We start from the raw sequence: 15,090 nt of genomic DNA, 5'->3' as shown, positions 1-15,090 counted from the left end.
AAGCTATTACCAAGCAAATCACTTTACTTCGTCGGAACACAGCCAAGCAGCACCACGAATGCCACTGCTATCGCCATACTCTGCTTTTAGAACGTTCAGCTGAACAGAGTCTGAGAAAATATAAGGCTCCATTGCTTTCGGCAAATCTTGATACAACTCATCGACATTCGATAAACCACCACCAAGTACGATGGCATCTGGATCGAGAATATTCACTATGGATGCTAAACAACGTGCCATCTGATCGACGAGAGTCTGATAAGCTTTTTTAGCAAGCTCATCACCTTTACGGTACTTTTCGATAATGTCCTTCGTTGCAATAGGTTTGCCGAACAACTGTTCTCCTGTTACACCAAAGCCGGTACCCGAAATAAAGGTTTCAATACAGTTTTTTCTACCGCAGTAACACTCACGATCAGGCCCATCGATTTCGCTATTGTAACTTGGCAGCGGATTGTGACCCCATTCACCACACAACGCATTTGGCCCTACAATGACTTGTTTGTTAAATACAAAGCCGCCACCGCAACCCGTACCTACGATAACACCAAATACCAGCTGCCCATCTTTACCTGCACCATCAACTGCTTCAGACAAAGCAAAGCAGTTCGCATCGTTTGCAATGTTCACTTGACGATTTAGCTTCACTTCCAAATCGTGCTTTAAGTCGTTGTTGTTCAAAAAAGTGCTATTCGCATTTTTCACCAAGCCAGTGGCTGGGCTAATCGCACCGGGCAACCCCATTCCAATCTTTTCAATACGGCCAAATTCTTGGTCACATTCAGCAACCATTGCGGAAATCTGTTCAATAAAGCCCGAATAGTTTCTCTGAGTGGGTTCACGTCGTTTTTTTAGCTCCTTGCCTGCGTCATCCATTACACAAACCTCTATTTTTGTACCACCAATATCAAAACCGATTAACACAACTATCCCCTTGTTTATTAATTAGAATTTGTAACTTTAGAACAACGTTCGACCTTCCAGGTCAATACTCTAGTTATAGGCTCTTGCTACACGACCAGCGCAACTTAACGTATAAGATTTAGTGTAAGCTGGAATAAACACAGATTGACCCTTTTCAATAGTGATGGACTCGCCCGATTCATGCTTAACAACCAACGCTTCATCAATTGGTAACAAAATCTCTGCGCTCGTAACTTCGATTAGACGATCTTCCGAAGCGGTATAGACCGAGAAATTGAAATCAGGCACAGGAATCGCGTAGTGCTGAGCGCCTTCCAGCTCTTGTGGCTTAAGCAATAGAGTGCCTTCTGGCTTTTCTTGGAACAACGTGCAGCCAACTAGCTCTTCAACATCCATATGCTTTGGCGTCAAGCCAGCGCGCAGTACGTTATCTGAGTTGGCCATGATTTCAAGCCCAGTTCCTTCGATATAAGCATGTGGCGTCAGCGCGTCCAAATACATCGCTTCACCAGGTTTAAGAGTGATGATGTTCAGCATTAATGGCGCAAACAAACCGATATCACCCGGATATTGCTTCTCTAACTTAAGAATCAAAGAATACAGTGTTGAGTCGCTATTTTTCTCCGCAAATGCCATGAGCTGAGCAACCGCCAGTGCTTTCTCATCGCCTTCTAAAGAAAGCAGTTTGGTAAAGAAGGAGCGTAAACCAACCGATGTTACATTGGATGCAAATTCAGCAACTAACTGTTCCAATGCTTCTATGTTGGCTTGCTTAAATAAAGAAATAATACTGTCGAAGTTACGAAACCCGTTCATCGCTTGATAATCCGTCAGTGCGAATACAAGCTCTGGCTTGTGGTTTGGATCTTTGTAGTTACGGTGTGCAGCTTTCAGTGGTATGCCTTGCAACTCCTCTTTAGCAAAGCCTTGCTCAGCCATTTCTTTACTAGGGTGAACTTGAATAGATAACGCACTCGCTGCAGCAAGGACTTTGAACAGATACGGTAGCTGGCCAAATTTTTCTGCCGTTTCTAAAGACAAAAAAGCAGCTTTATCGTTATCGATAAGCTGCGATAGAAGCAGGTTGTTGCCGTTAAATTGCACTTCCGAGCAACCGTTTGGATGTGCCCCCATCCATATTTCAGCCTGAGGCTCCTCTTGGCTATTCTCAATACCAAACAATTCATGTATTGATGTTTTGCTGCCCCAAGCATAATTTTGAATAACATTGTTCATTGGAAAAAAACATGGGGTTGATTGATTCGACATTGTATCCACCTTAATAAAAAAATCTCCCGAACTTTACTAGCCGGGAGTACAACAATTGGTTACGTCTTGCGGGAGGAGACTAAACCAGGAGCATATGTTATTTACCTAGCCCGTTGTTGAAAATTGGCCCTAGCAATGCAAGAGCCAAACAAACTTGTTAGTCGTGATTAAGCAACTGCTAATTCTGCTTTTTGCTTACGGAATTTCTTTAATGCTACGCAGACTAAAGCCGTCACAATTGCACCAACTAGCATGCTGAACAATGCAAGCTCTGGTTTATTCATCGCGCCAAGTAGAGCTACAACTGGTCCACCGTGCGCCACGCTATCAGTAATACCGAATGAGAATGCCATAACTGCTGCTACCATTGAACCAATCATGTTGGCAGGGATCACAGAAATAGGATCTGATGCTGCGAACGGAATTGCGCCTTCTGAGATACCAACTAAGCCCATCGCACCAGCAGCTTTACCTGCTTCAATTTCAGCTTCTTCAAAGATGTTAAGTTTACGACCGATAACAGTAGCGATAGCCATACCTAGAGGAGCAACAGGGATCGCACAAGCCATTGCACCCATGAACTGTGTTTGCCCACTTGCGATCATACCCACAGAGAACAAGAATGCTACTTTGTTAAATGGTCCACCCATATCAAAGCCAGCCATACCACCAAGAACTATACCTAGCAATACAACGTTACCTGTACTCATCGCCGTCAGGATACCTGTTAGCTCATGCATTAGGCTGGCAATTGGTGCACCAATGACAAAGATGAACAAGCTAGAGATAAATAGCGTACCAGTGATTGGCGCAATCATAATTGGCACCAAAGGTTGGATAAACTTGTGATAGTTAATACTAGTAATCCATTTCACAAAGTAACCCACTAACAGACCGGCGATGATTGCGCCGATAAAGCCTGTACCTGCGTGAGCATCGTAGAAAGAACCGTTGTTAGCAATCCAGCCACCGATCAAGCCTGGTGCAAGTGCTGGTCTATCCGCAATTGCATAAGCGATGTAACCTGCAAGAATTGGAATCATTAGTTGGAATGCAACCACACCAACATTTAGTACTTGGTTCCACATGCTACCGTGCGGGATTTGCATGCCAGAAGGCGTTGGTTGACCACCAATAGCCAGTGACAGAGCAATAAGAAGACCACCAGTCACAACAAACGGAATCATATGAGATACACCGTTCATCAGATAACGATATAGCTCAGAGCGCGTGCTCGATCCTTTCTCAGCCGGACTTGCTGCTTTATTGCGTTCTTTTGGTTGATATGGGCTAGAGTCTAATGCTTGCTTAATAACGCCTGTTGCATCTTTAATTGGCGCTTTCACACCAGTTTCGATTAGTTTTTTGCCAGCAAATCTAGCCATGTCGACTTGCTTATCACAAGAAACAATTACGGCATCGGCTTGAGCAATTTCCTCAGCTGTTGGGCTGTTTTTCACACCAATCGAGCCGTTAGTTTCAACTTTTATTTTGTAACCTAACTCCGCAGCACCTTTCTCTAGAGACTCTGCAGCCAAATAGGTATGTGCGACACCAGCGGGACAACCTGTTACACCAATTAAGAAGCCATTGTTTACTTCTGTCGAAGTCGGTTCTGAGGTGTCTTTTTGTAGCAGCAATTCAAGCGCTTGTTTCTCACTACTCGCAGCTAGAAACTTCTCAATGAAGCCGTCTTCAATCAGCTTTGAAGAAAGCTCTGCTAATACTTCCACGTGGTGGTTTGCACCGCCATCAGGCGAAGCAATCATAAAGAACAGTTTTGATGGTTGGCCATCCTCTGCTCCATATTCGATGCCCTGTTTGCTCACACCAATAACAACTGCTGGCTCAACTACCGCTGCACTCTTAGCATGTGGTAGCGCCACACCATCTTCGAAGCCAGTATTGCCAAGCTCTTCACGAGCTAGCACATCGGTCAAAAATTGTTCTTTATCGTTGATACGACCTTGACTATGAAGAATCTCAATGAGCTCCTTAAATACTTCGTCTTTGCTGGTCGCTTTGAGATTTAAATTGATTAAATTCTCATTTATTAATTGGGTGATCATTGGCCCCACCTTGTCGGAAAATATGTAAAAAGATTTTTCTATTTATTTGATGAACGCATTCTGGCTGATGAGGGAGGGAAACAACAGTGTAGGAATAATGCATTTACTGGATTATTGTAACATCATTAGCTAAGTGTGATCTTGGTCTTATTTCTATTAATAGTGCTAATAATATTTAATGTATGTTTATGTCCTTATTTTTCAGTCACTTAAAATCACAAACTAATCAACCATAAAGAAATAACATTTTTTAAACCATACGAAAAAATTTAGAATTGGACTCAAGTATCAACACCAACTTTGGCATAGGTAAGTAGTATGAATACTTTTAAGCATCTTATTGAAGGGTTGCTCAAGAAAAGAAATAGCTTCAATCGCATTTGGTTTGGAGGAGACAGCTACACTCCTCCACCATTTAGTTATCAAGTAAACTTCCCTCGCTTAGAACTTGTGCTGAAAGGAACCTACGTCAATGAAATTGAAGATCAAGGACACGGCATTAATACCGTAACCATCCACGAAGGTGACGCACTCTACGTACCACCAAACTGCTGGAACAAACCACAGTGGGACGAATCTTGCTCGGTGTTAAGTTTGCTATTTGGCCGCCGGCAGCTGGGTTTTAGCTTAGTCAGCAAAAAGAAAGGATTGGAAGGCTTCACGGATGTACGCAAGCACAGTGTACCCACTCGTACAGGTCACGCGATTGATCATATTCTAGAAGCCATTAACGCGTTGGCACATGAGCTTCACAAACAGCCAATGGATGAATATCTACTTCTCGCTCTACTCAATTACTGCAGTAGCATACTCGACCAACCAAACAATGCCGCAAACAATAGAGGTGAAGATCTCTACCAAGGTATCTGTATCTATATTCAGGAAAACTTCCACCGTTCCATCACTCGAGCCAACATCGCGAATCGATTTAATATCTCGCCAAATCATCTGTCCAGAATGTTCCGTAAACAGGGACATATGACGCTTGCTGATTACATTTCTTGGGTAAGAATTGATCGAGCCAAATTTATGCTTAAACGCTATGACTTTAGGCTATCAGAAGTGGCAACGCGATGTGGTTTTCAAGATGTGAACTATTTTTTCCGTGTATTTAAGTCAAAAACTGGATTAACCCCAACCGAGTACCGCGCTAGTGCTCATGTCGGCTGATAACATGCCATGATATGAGTGGTTATTTCTTTGATAAGAAAGTCTTCTCGGTTGTCGATGATTAACTGCTGATGGCCAGAATCGAGCAGCCATCGGGTTAACCGAACACAAGCTTGCAGCGTTTCGGTGTCTTTGTTTGCAGGAATCAGCAACGTCAATGCAAGCTCGGGCTTAGCTTTGTTTTCTGTCCACTGAACAGAACAATCAATAAAATGTGTAATCACAACTATCTCATCGACATGAGGAGTCATCACATGAGGTAAGGCAAACCTGTCGCTAATTTGTGTTGAGGAGACTTTTTCCCGACTCAATAAGGCGTTGAGTATCTCATCGTAATGCGTCGTGCTCGCCAATATAGCGGCTTGAGCCAAAACTTCCTCTATACAACTCGATGCTTCTTCAATAAAAAACCAACTAGCAGGTACTTTTAAGCTTTTGACTGGAAGCTCTTGTATATCTTCTTCCGTCATTCTTTTTTGGCTATGAGTTGTGGCGATTAGGTAGTGCTTTTCAGAAAAGTACTCACTAAATACCATACAAGCTAGCTCAGCATCTAAGCCTTCAATCACAAGCTGGCACATATCACCAGCACAGTTCTTAATGCTTAGGATTTTCAAGCTGTGCTCGATATTCGCCCGCTTACATTGAGTGATGTTGACCAGCACAACGACTGAGCGAAATAAACTTGCGAGATGTTTGATTTCATTGAGTTGCCAGCCTGGGATACCTTGGCTGGCTAAATAAAATGTTACGCGGCTAGCGATCATGCAGAGAGGCAGCGATCTAGAACAGAGCTCACGTTAGTCAGCACGTCTTCTATCGAAGCACGTAATACTTTGCTGTGAGAAAAGCGTTCTGCTTGCTCTACATCTACATCAGAGGCAATTAAAACCACGTCACTTTGAGTGATGTCAGCCGATGTGAGTTGGTTCTCAACACCCATCGCACCTTGGGTTTCTACTTTCAAGTGAATATGGCGTTTTTGTGCTTCTTTCTTAAGGGAGTCTGCTGCCATATAGGTATGAGCAATACCAGTAGGACAAGCAGTAACTGCGATTATTTTCATAGTAGTAATAGGTTTCACGTTTTTTTGGTAGTCTATATTAATATTTTATGTTGTCTACGCGGTTTCTTGCCGATCAATATAAATGTTTATTCCAAAAAACGTCTGGCCTCACAAAAATGAGACCAGATATTATGCGGTGTAACTTTTGTATAACTAAATTGCTCACCCTTGACTAAAAACCAGTGGCTATCCTATAAAAGGTATTTCTGGTGGGCTTGATCAAAGCTCAGTTTTTCTACTAAGTCTTTCGAACTCTGCCTGCATGATTCGTCAAACAACACTCCGTACTTCCAGTACTGATTGGAGCGCTTCTTATTTTTTACGATACCCTGAACAGTTGGCATATTGTCGGATAAGATCTGCAACTCAATTGGGTTTCCTACTTTGTATTCTCTGGCATTTCGGTTGACCACAACTTGGCAACCTTGTGCAGAAATATCACGGATTTCACAAAGAAACTTTCTTTCTTCTGGCTCTAGGATTCCTTCCAATGAGATTTCTAACCTAGCCTCAGAGCGCAATTTATAGTCAATTTGAGTCGCACTAGGCAAAGATACAATCACAACACTGTTCATCCCAGCTTGAACAACGTACTCAATTTTACTTTTGAAATAGATTCTTGCGCCCTCACCCTTTTGAGATATAGCGCAAGCCTTGATTGGATACCCTCGCTGAAAGAACACAGCAAACTCTTGCGGTGTCACAAGCGGGCTTTCTATAAAGAGCAGATTATTGGAATGCATACCAATATATTTCGATCTACAGCGGAGGGTTTTTCCGGTTGGTGTTGTGATGTTGTACGCCATGTCACTCATAGAGCTAACTTGAGCAAATGCATCCTCTCCATTGAGAACATGGCTTTCTTTAACAGCGATAGAAGAGTCTTTTGCTTCACTTTCAATATGTTGAGATTTCAACACAGTCTCGTTTTCCACTAACTGAGTCATACTAGCCATCCCTTGGTTATTTATAATTTTATCTAAATATATATTGCATAAAGCATATACAGACAAGAAATAAAGATGCAAAAATGTGCGACTTGTCACTTATGGCACTCATTTCGTATACTACTGATGCTAAAGTTCACATTCATTTGCACAAGACGAATCATTAAACTGCTGTTCTTATAGAGAAAATAAACTATCCTTACTTGTGTAAACGAGCTGAAAAACAATTTTGTAGTTAGGAGTTGTAAGTCTCGAGTCTAAAAATATAAGTGCTAGGTTGATCAAACCGATCATGGAGAGCAAATGAACGGCAATGTACTTTCCGTCGACTCAGTGGAGAACCCAAGTTGCACAATGACACGCAACTTTCTAATCGTTGAATGTAACAACGCATTCTCCGATGCTTTCGTTCAAGAAAATCATGCAGTCCTCAATAAACCACTAGGTGTGGTGCTTCCCTCTTTAGCAACCTTATTTAGTACGAGTCATTCTGCTTCAGATAATATAGGTGTCCCTCCAAGCCAACAGTATTTTACATGGCAAGAATATAAACCCATTCTTAACCCTGTGTTTAAATTGCTAAATTCATACATTTGCAATGCACTAGATCTTAAACTAGAACCGACAAGTCTAAATACAAACGGTGCTGCAGTATTAAAGCTCACCTTTATCCCTATCAATACGAACCAGTCATATGTTGAGAAGCTGAAATCAGAGCGAGATAAGGCCTATAAACAACTTTTTCAATCAGAGAAACTTGCGTTAATAGGCCAGCTTTCAACGGGCATTGCTCATGAGATAAATAATCCTGTCGGTTTCATATCCTCCAACATCCAAACACTGTCCGACTATTTGGAGACGATAGAACAGGGGTTCGAAAGCTTACGTAGATTAGTCACAGATTTAGGTAACGAAGAACTTAATAAACAACTTGCGCAGGAGCTAGAAAGCTCACAATTTCAGTTAATTTTGTCTGATGCAAAAGAAACGATGAAAGAATCGCTCGATGGGGCAGAAAGGCTCACCGACATCATTAAAAACTTAAAAGAGTTTACTCATACCGACGACGCTAAGCGTGTCTCTACTGATATTACAGCAGGCATAGATAACACCCTAAAAATCATCAACAATGAAATAAAGTACACAACAAAAATCGTCAAACATTACTCTCCAGACACCCCCAAAGTGATGTGTCAACCTACCAAGATCAGCCAAGTTTTTATGAATATTTTGATAAATGCGAGCCAAGCAATCGAGAAAGATGGCCTGATTGAAATCACAGTAAACAAATTCGACGAAGAGACTGTGCAAATTATTTTTTCTGACAATGGCAAGGGAATTGCACCAGAAAAGATTGCTAGTATTTATGAGCCTTTCTTTACCACAAAAGTAGTTGGTGAAGGAACGGGGTTAGGCCTTTCTATTTCAAGGGATATTATTCAATCACACAACGGCGATATCCTAGTGGAAAGTGAACTTGGGAAAGGGACAAAATTTATCGTGTTATTGCCCATTAATGGTTTAAACGCTTAAAGGTGATGCAAAGGAGTTTATATGGGTCAAGAGTTTAAGGTGGAAGAAAAACAATGTCCAAAACTTAAAGTCCTTTTGCTGGATGACGAGCAAGACATTCTTAATTCTCTCACAAGGGTTTTACGCTATGACTATGACGTGAGCTCATTTACCAAAGGCTCAGAGGCTTTGCAGCATTTGCAGAAAAACCATGTACCTCTCATCATATCAGACATGAGAATGCCCGAAATGGATGGTGCTGAGTTTCTATCTAGAGCCAAGGCTATAGCACCTGAATCGATTCGGTTCTTGCTCACTGGATATAGTGATATCGAATCAACCATTTCTGCTGTTAATGAAGGTGGTATTCACACCTATATAGCTAAGCCTTGGGATAACAATGCACTGAAGGAGACTTTATCTAAAGCCGCCGAAGTGTTTCGACTCAAGCATGAAAAACAATTGTTAATGGCAGAATTGGAAAGCAAAAATGAGGAGCTATCTGCTTTAAATGAAAGCCTAGAAGAAAAGGTGGCTCTGCGGACTAAACAGTTACTAATGACCAACAATAAATTACAAAAACTGTTCAAACATCGTACAAAAGCATTTAAAGATATTCTTTTAACCCTACAAGCTGTCATACAACATTCAACAGGCCAATCGAGCTTACACATAGAACGAATCGCGGAAATATCTAAAGCAGTGGCTAAACGGTTGAAGCTTTCTGATTCAGAGATAGCATACATATACCTTGCCGCGCTTGTTCATCAAATAGGTATGGTCGACCAAACTAGAGCTCCCACTACTTCATCAATAGACGGTATCAAAATTCCTGATGACAACCCAAAACTCGGTGCCGAAATTATTCGTCAGATCGCTCAGTTTGAGCCAATAGTGGATATTATTCTTCACCAAAATGAAAATTACGATGGTACAGGTCTTCCTGACCACCTAGCAGGTGATGAAATACCTATCGGTTCTAAAATTCTGCGAGTGGCAAAAAACTATGAGTTTTTTATCTCCAAAAACGATAATCGCTTCGGCATGACTCCTGATAGTGCGAGGAGCTTCATCAAAGATCACACTGGTAAACTCTATGACCCGAATATAGTTAAAGCTTTTCGCTATATAGTAGAAAATGAAGCAACAGAGCTTAAAGCTGACGCTTGCATAGGTCTTGATAGATTAAAAGAAGGCGATGTGTTAAAGCAGGATCTATATTTGCCAAATGGGAAAATCATGGTGACCGCAGGGCAAGAAATAAGCAGACAGATGCTAGAGAAATTAAGACAAATCGAGAAAGACAATGACCAACCAATGATAGTATTTATTTAAACTTGATTTATAAACACTAACGAAACGACAACACCGCCTTGCTCTCGGTTTGCTAACGTAATTCTTCCACCATGGTGTTGCATGATGTCGTAACAATAGGTAAGTCCCATTCCTAGCCCATCTCCAACAGGTAATGTAGTGTAAAATGGATCAAATACACGCTTTATCATTTGAGGCGCGATTCCGACTCCATTGTCAATAACTTGCAAAGCCGATATGGCATCTTTCTCTTTAGCAACAATTGAAATTCTTTTCGAAGGTTCACTGGTATTGCGGGAACACGATTGAATCGCATTCTTTAATATCTCATTCAGCAAGCGTTTAATCTCTTGCGGTATACCCAAAACAGCGGTCAGCTGTTCAACATTTGGATGTATCTCGATGCTTATTTCAGTGGGGATATCGAGTTCTCGTACTAACTCATTTACAGTTTGGTATACATTGACCTTGCTAAACTCTTCTTTGACTAAATAGTTGTGACTTGAATACTCTTGCAGAGCAGTAACGATATTTTTTACCCTTTCAATACCCTTACTTGCATCTTTCAGACTGTCACGAAAATCATCAGCAATATAACTCATGTGATTGCTTTCATACCAAGAAACAAGTTCGCTTTTTTCTTCTTCCGACAGTTGAGAAGACAGTGCTGGCAAAGACTTATCAAGCCATTGGCGATACTGAGAGAGGTAAGACAAACTCATTTGGATATTGCTGCTTACAGACCCCATCGGGTTGTTTATCTCATGGGCGACACCTGCCGCCATTGTACCGATTGAGGCCATTTTCTCAGATTCAATTAACTTGTCTTGCGTTTCTTTCAACTCTTGGTTGGTCTCAGTTAACTTTTGATTAGCGAGAAGCAAATCTTTGGTACGCTTTGCCACTTTTGCTTCAAGAGATTGATTGGCTTCTTCTAGTTGCTCTTGGTAGCTTTTCGTCAGCGATTCCGAGTGGCTCAGCTGCTCTACCATGTTCTTAAATGCTATCGATACAGTCGCAAGCTCATCACTCCCTTTTACATTGAGTTCAATATCTCTATCACCTCTAGCAACAGTATTCGCAGCTCTCTTAAGCTCCGCCAGCCTTCCAGTTAAATAGGCTCCTAACACATAGGAAAACAGTGCAACAAGCACCATCTCACCTATCACAATCAAAGTACTCCAATGTTTAGCGGCTTTAATCTGTTGATTCAGCCTATCCATATCAAAGCCTATCCAAACTGAACCGTAATTCAGTCCAGATTCTTCGATAGATGAACTCACATCAAAAGTACTATCCCGCACCACTTCAGAGCCTGCTTCCAACATATTTGGCGAATAATCTGTTGGTACCTTTCCTGCGGACGCAAGCAATTGTTTCCCTTCTCCGAAAACGACAACATAGACAATATCTTTGTTATTCAAAAGCTCATGGGTAAATGAATCGACTGTTGCAAGGTCATAAGAAAGTACTGCATTTTTAACCGTGGAAGCGAACAAACGAGCAGTAGATGTCGCTCGTTGGTCCATACCCTCATAGTTGGTAGTTTGAAGGTAGTTAAGTGTCAAAGAGAGCAGTATCGCTAATAGAACGGCCTCTATAAAGGCCACACCGAGTATTGTTTTTAGTCGTAACGACATTTTTATTGGGTACTGTTAGTAGCCAAAAGATGGTTCAGCAATTTAATGTCTAAAGATCGGACGTCATCCCACTCACTGTTTGACGCCGTTTCTATCCCTTTAAAGTTGATTCTTTTAAGTAACTCCCTTCCCCCCTCGGTGTTATTCAGAGACAACAAGGCTTCTGCAATTCGCTTTTGCTGTTCAATAGGCATATCTGGATGGGTTGCGAACGCATGGGGCGTATAGGCTGGCGTACGCCAAAGTACTTTGAGTTGGTCTTTAACATTTTCGGAAGTATTGTTGAGTGTCCGCTCTATTCCACCTCCCGCTGCAAAGAACCCTTTGCTCACATTCAAATAAACAGAGTCATGAGAGGAGACATATTTGGGTTCAAATGAGATACTTTTTTGCTCGAGAACCGCTCTAGGAATCACACTCGCGGCAAATGCTGCGGGCGAAGGAAATGCCAATTTTTCTCCTGAGAGTTCAGACAATTCTTTAATAGTTGAATCTTTGCGAACCACGATTATTCCGCGAATCTTTTTATCTTTTTGTTTTGCGATTGCGTTGTAGCCCGGTTTCTGGTGGAAAACCGTGTAGTGATAAGGGTTCATATAAGCAATATCATACTCGCCCGCTGCTACTCTCCGCTCGAATTCAGGGATATCTTTGGCTGTTCTAAAGACTACTTCTTCTCCGGTCTGTTCTGACAAATACTTAAGTATCGGCCCCCAGTTATTAGCAAGCGTAATAGCTGATTGCTGAGGAACAATACCAAAAGTAATCTGTTCTGCGTAAGTTGTGATAGAAAAGAACAAACTTACAAATAAAATTATCAGTCGTTTCATTAATAACACCTTGTTTTCCTAGCTCAAATTAAGCTTAGACAAGTTCTGACAATTTTCTATTTTCAGGTGCAGCAATGATGAGTCAAACGAAGATAATGAATTTTAATTTGATTCTCACATTGATAAAATCAAAAAATCAATTTTTTATTCCTTATTTTTCAATAACATAAAATTGGCACAATCCTTGTTTTATTGGCTCTAACACTTCTTTTTAGGAGCTTCAAATGACAGGGAAATCACTTTTAACGTTGTTTTCAATGCTACTCGTTAGTAGCTACGCAAATGCGGCTCCATTCGATACCTGCCCGAGTAAAGCTTACTTATTTCAGGCAAACCCTGTTCAAGTATATGGCGTCAATCTTGTCACCGGTGCAACAGCCCTTATACAGTCAGACACTGGCATTAACGCTAACATAAACGGCGTGGGCTTTGATTTTGAAGACCGCTACATATACGGGTACGATACAACCAATAAACAGTTAGTTCGACTCGGTAAAGACTTTAAAGCTCAGGTTCTTAACACAAGTGGTTTACCCACAGACCACACCTTCTTTGTTGGTGACGTCTACAATCACGTCTATTACCTTTACCGTCAGGGAAGAGGGCTTTTTAAAGTCGACTTGTCACCACTAGATTCAAACCCTTCAGCCACCTTGGTGGTGGAGAAAATTTCTAGTCAAGCCTCAGTTCGGCTGACTGACTTTGCATTTCACCCACAAAATGGAAACCTGTACGGTATAGATAACTCTTCAGGTTATCTATATCAATTTGATTTAACCACTGGCGCAGAAAGCTATATTGGAGATGTGGGCCATACGGGGACATTTGGAGCGGGATATTTTGATGTTAACGGCTACTACTACATATCGAGAAACTCTGATGGACATATATATCGAATAGACCTATCTGATGAAGACAATATTGCCAATGGCATTATAGACGTTCAGCTCTTTGCTGTTGGACCATACTCTAACCAAAATGATGGCGCTCGCTGTGCTAACGCTCCAATCATTGATGAAGACTCTACCATCGACTTCGGTGATGCTCCGGATAGCTATCAAACAACTTTAGATTCAAATGGTCCAAGACACACAATAGACACTGACTACTGGTTGGGTGCCATTGCACCTGATGGTGAGGGCGATGGACTTCTCGCACCGCTCGATGACAATAAAGCAGGTTTACAAGATGAAGACGGCGTGGGTTTTGTTACAGCTGTTGAAGCTGGCCTGAACGCCATCGTTTCTGTCACGGCTTCTAGAGAAGGATACCTTTCTGCATGGATAGACTGGAACCAAGATGGAGATTTTGCCGATAGTGGAGAAAAGGTGTTTTCTGATGTTGTACTCTCAGCCGGGCGAAACTCACTCATATTAGAAGTACCTAATAATGCGGTTGTAGGATCTACTTGGAGCCGCTTCAGGTTTAGTGAACAAAGTAACCTAGAATATTTTGGTGGTTCAACTTCTGGCGAAGTTGAGGATCACCCTTTACTTATCACCAAAGACGGTACCGCTGTTCGCTACTACCCTAGTTCATCTGGCTATGCAACCATCGCTTACGAGGATAACTGGCCTTATACCGCCGACTACGATATGAATGACGTCGTGGTACGCTACCGTGTTACTGAGACCATAAAGGATGGCAGGGTTGCACGAATGGTCATTCAAGGATATTTAGCGGCTTACGGAGCAAGCTACCCGAGTGGCTTTGCTATTCACCTATCAGGGATCAATCGAACAGACATCAATAGTGATCTAACTTATCAATACCATAATGGTGAGAAGCTAGAATCAAATGGCCTTGAGCAAGACTCTACAAGTGCAATTTTGATTGTCTCGACTGACTTGTCGACCAATAAAACAGAACAATGCAACTTTTACCGCTCAGTACAATGGTGCCAAGAGGAAATAAACTTTTCCTTTGAGCTTGATATAGCCACCACTGAAAGCGCAGATACTTCGAACCTAATGTCTATGCCTTACGACCCATTTATTTTTGCAACACCAGGTCAGTACCATGGGGATGGGCTACCACTTCATCCGGGACGAACATTAGAAATTCACCTAGCGGATCATGCACCCACCGAAAAGTTCGACGATGAAAACCTATATGGGCTTGGCGTTGATGCTAGTGAACCGAATCAAAACAAATACTTTAAAACAGCTGGAAATTTACCATGGGCTTTAGTGGTGCCTAGTGAATGGCAGTGGCCTCTTGAACGTGTCGACTTAGTTGTTGCCTACCCAGAGTTTGCTACCTATGCGGAATCCGGCGGACAGTTTAGTCAAGATTGGTATTTAGATGAGAATGCAGTACAGAGCAACATATTCATACCAGAGGAGTAGA

Annotated in this window: 12 protein-coding genes; 4 read left to right on the top strand and 8 right to left on the bottom strand. The window is 41.8% G+C overall.

What is annotated here, in order from left to right; all coding sequences use genetic code 11:
• Positions 1-18 precede the first annotated feature (18 nt).
• The 3 genes from L7A31_RS01300 to L7A31_RS01290 all read right to left on the bottom strand — a co-directional run bounded on the left by L7A31_RS01300 (position 19) and on the right by L7A31_RS01290 (position 4,262).
• Positions 19-924: an ROK family protein gene (locus L7A31_RS01300; protein WP_237359683.1), complete on the bottom strand. Its 906-nt coding sequence runs from the start codon at positions 922-924 to the stop codon at positions 19-21.
• Between the two features lie 69 nt (positions 925-993).
• Positions 994-2,193: a mannose-6-phosphate isomerase, class I gene (manA, locus tag L7A31_RS01295; protein WP_237359682.1), complete on the bottom strand. Its 1,200-nt coding sequence runs from the start codon at positions 2,191-2,193 to the stop codon at positions 994-996.
• 167 nt (positions 2,194-2,360) lie between these two features.
• The gene (locus L7A31_RS01290; RefSeq protein WP_237359680.1) at positions 2,361-4,262 is read right to left on the bottom strand and encodes a PTS fructose transporter subunit IIABC; all 1,902 of its coding nucleotides are present in this window, start codon (positions 4,260-4,262) and stop codon (positions 2,361-2,363) included.
• Between the two features lie 318 nt (positions 4,263-4,580).
• Between L7A31_RS01290 and L7A31_RS01285 the strand changes: the two genes are divergently transcribed.
• Positions 4,581-5,432 (top strand): helix-turn-helix transcriptional regulator, encoded by an 852-nt coding sequence (locus L7A31_RS01285; RefSeq protein WP_237359678.1) that lies wholly within the window; start codon positions 4,581-4,583, stop codon positions 5,430-5,432.
• Here L7A31_RS01285 and L7A31_RS01280 read toward each other — a convergent pair.
• The 3 genes from L7A31_RS01280 to L7A31_RS01270 all read right to left on the bottom strand — a co-directional run bounded on the left by L7A31_RS01280 (position 5,420) and on the right by L7A31_RS01270 (position 7,445).
• Positions 5,420-6,199 (bottom strand): PTS sugar transporter subunit IIA, encoded by a 780-nt coding sequence (locus L7A31_RS01280; RefSeq protein WP_237359676.1) that lies wholly within the window; start codon positions 6,197-6,199, stop codon positions 5,420-5,422. The two genes, L7A31_RS01285 and L7A31_RS01280, sit on opposite strands and share 13 nt — an antisense overlap.
• Positions 6,196-6,498, bottom strand: a complete 303-nt coding sequence (locus L7A31_RS01275; RefSeq protein WP_237359674.1) for a PTS fructose transporter subunit IIB — start codon at positions 6,496-6,498, stop codon at positions 6,196-6,198. Before L7A31_RS01275 ends, L7A31_RS01280 begins: the two co-directional genes overlap by 4 nt.
• Before the next feature lie 191 nt (positions 6,499-6,689).
• The gene (locus tag L7A31_RS01270) at positions 6,690-7,445 is read right to left on the bottom strand and encodes a PilZ domain-containing protein (protein WP_237359673.1); all 756 of its coding nucleotides are present in this window, start codon (positions 7,443-7,445) and stop codon (positions 6,690-6,692) included.
• Between the two features lie 303 nt (positions 7,446-7,748).
• On the opposite strand from L7A31_RS01270, the gene L7A31_RS01265 reads away from it, so the two are divergent.
• Both L7A31_RS01265 and nosR read left to right on the top strand, forming a co-directional pair.
• Entirely contained in the window at positions 7,749-8,978 is a 1,230-nt protein-coding gene (locus tag L7A31_RS01265; RefSeq protein WP_237359672.1) for a sensor histidine kinase, read from the top strand.
• A 21-nt stretch (positions 8,979-8,999) separates the two neighbouring features.
• Positions 9,000-10,292: a response regulator c-di-GMP phosphodiesterase, NosR family gene (gene nosR / locus L7A31_RS01260; RefSeq protein ID WP_237359671.1), complete on the top strand. Its 1,293-nt coding sequence runs from the start codon at positions 9,000-9,002 to the stop codon at positions 10,290-10,292.
• Here the strand turns inward: nosR and L7A31_RS01255 are convergent.
• Together L7A31_RS01255 and L7A31_RS01250 are read right to left on the bottom strand one after the other, a co-directional pair.
• Positions 10,289-11,911, bottom strand: coding sequence for a HAMP domain-containing sensor histidine kinase (locus tag L7A31_RS01255; RefSeq protein WP_237359666.1), 1,623 nt, complete (start codon positions 11,909-11,911; stop codon positions 10,289-10,291). The two genes, nosR and L7A31_RS01255, sit on opposite strands and share 4 nt — an antisense overlap.
• 2 nt (positions 11,912-11,913) lie before the next feature.
• On the bottom strand, positions 11,914-12,741 hold the full coding sequence (locus L7A31_RS01250) for a phosphate/phosphite/phosphonate ABC transporter substrate-binding protein (protein WP_237359664.1): 828 nt from the start codon (positions 12,739-12,741) through the stop codon (positions 11,914-11,916).
• Positions 12,742-12,965: 224 nt separating this feature from the next.
• Here L7A31_RS01250 and L7A31_RS01245 point away from each other — a divergent pair, with 224 nt between their 5' ends.
• Positions 12,966-15,089 carry an LruC domain-containing protein gene (locus tag L7A31_RS01245; protein WP_237359663.1) on the top strand — a complete coding sequence of 708 codons (2,124 nt, stop codon included), beginning with the start codon at positions 12,966-12,968 and terminating at the stop codon, positions 15,087-15,089.
• The last annotated feature ends 1 nt before the right edge of the window (position 15,090 follow it).

Source organism: Vibrio marisflavi CECT 7928 (genome assembly GCF_921294215.1).
Taxonomy (GTDB): domain Bacteria; phylum Pseudomonadota; class Gammaproteobacteria; order Enterobacterales; family Vibrionaceae; genus Vibrio; species Vibrio marisflavi.
The sequence above is the reverse complement of the archived record's forward strand: the minus strand, read 5'-3'. Positions and strand labels throughout refer to the sequence as shown.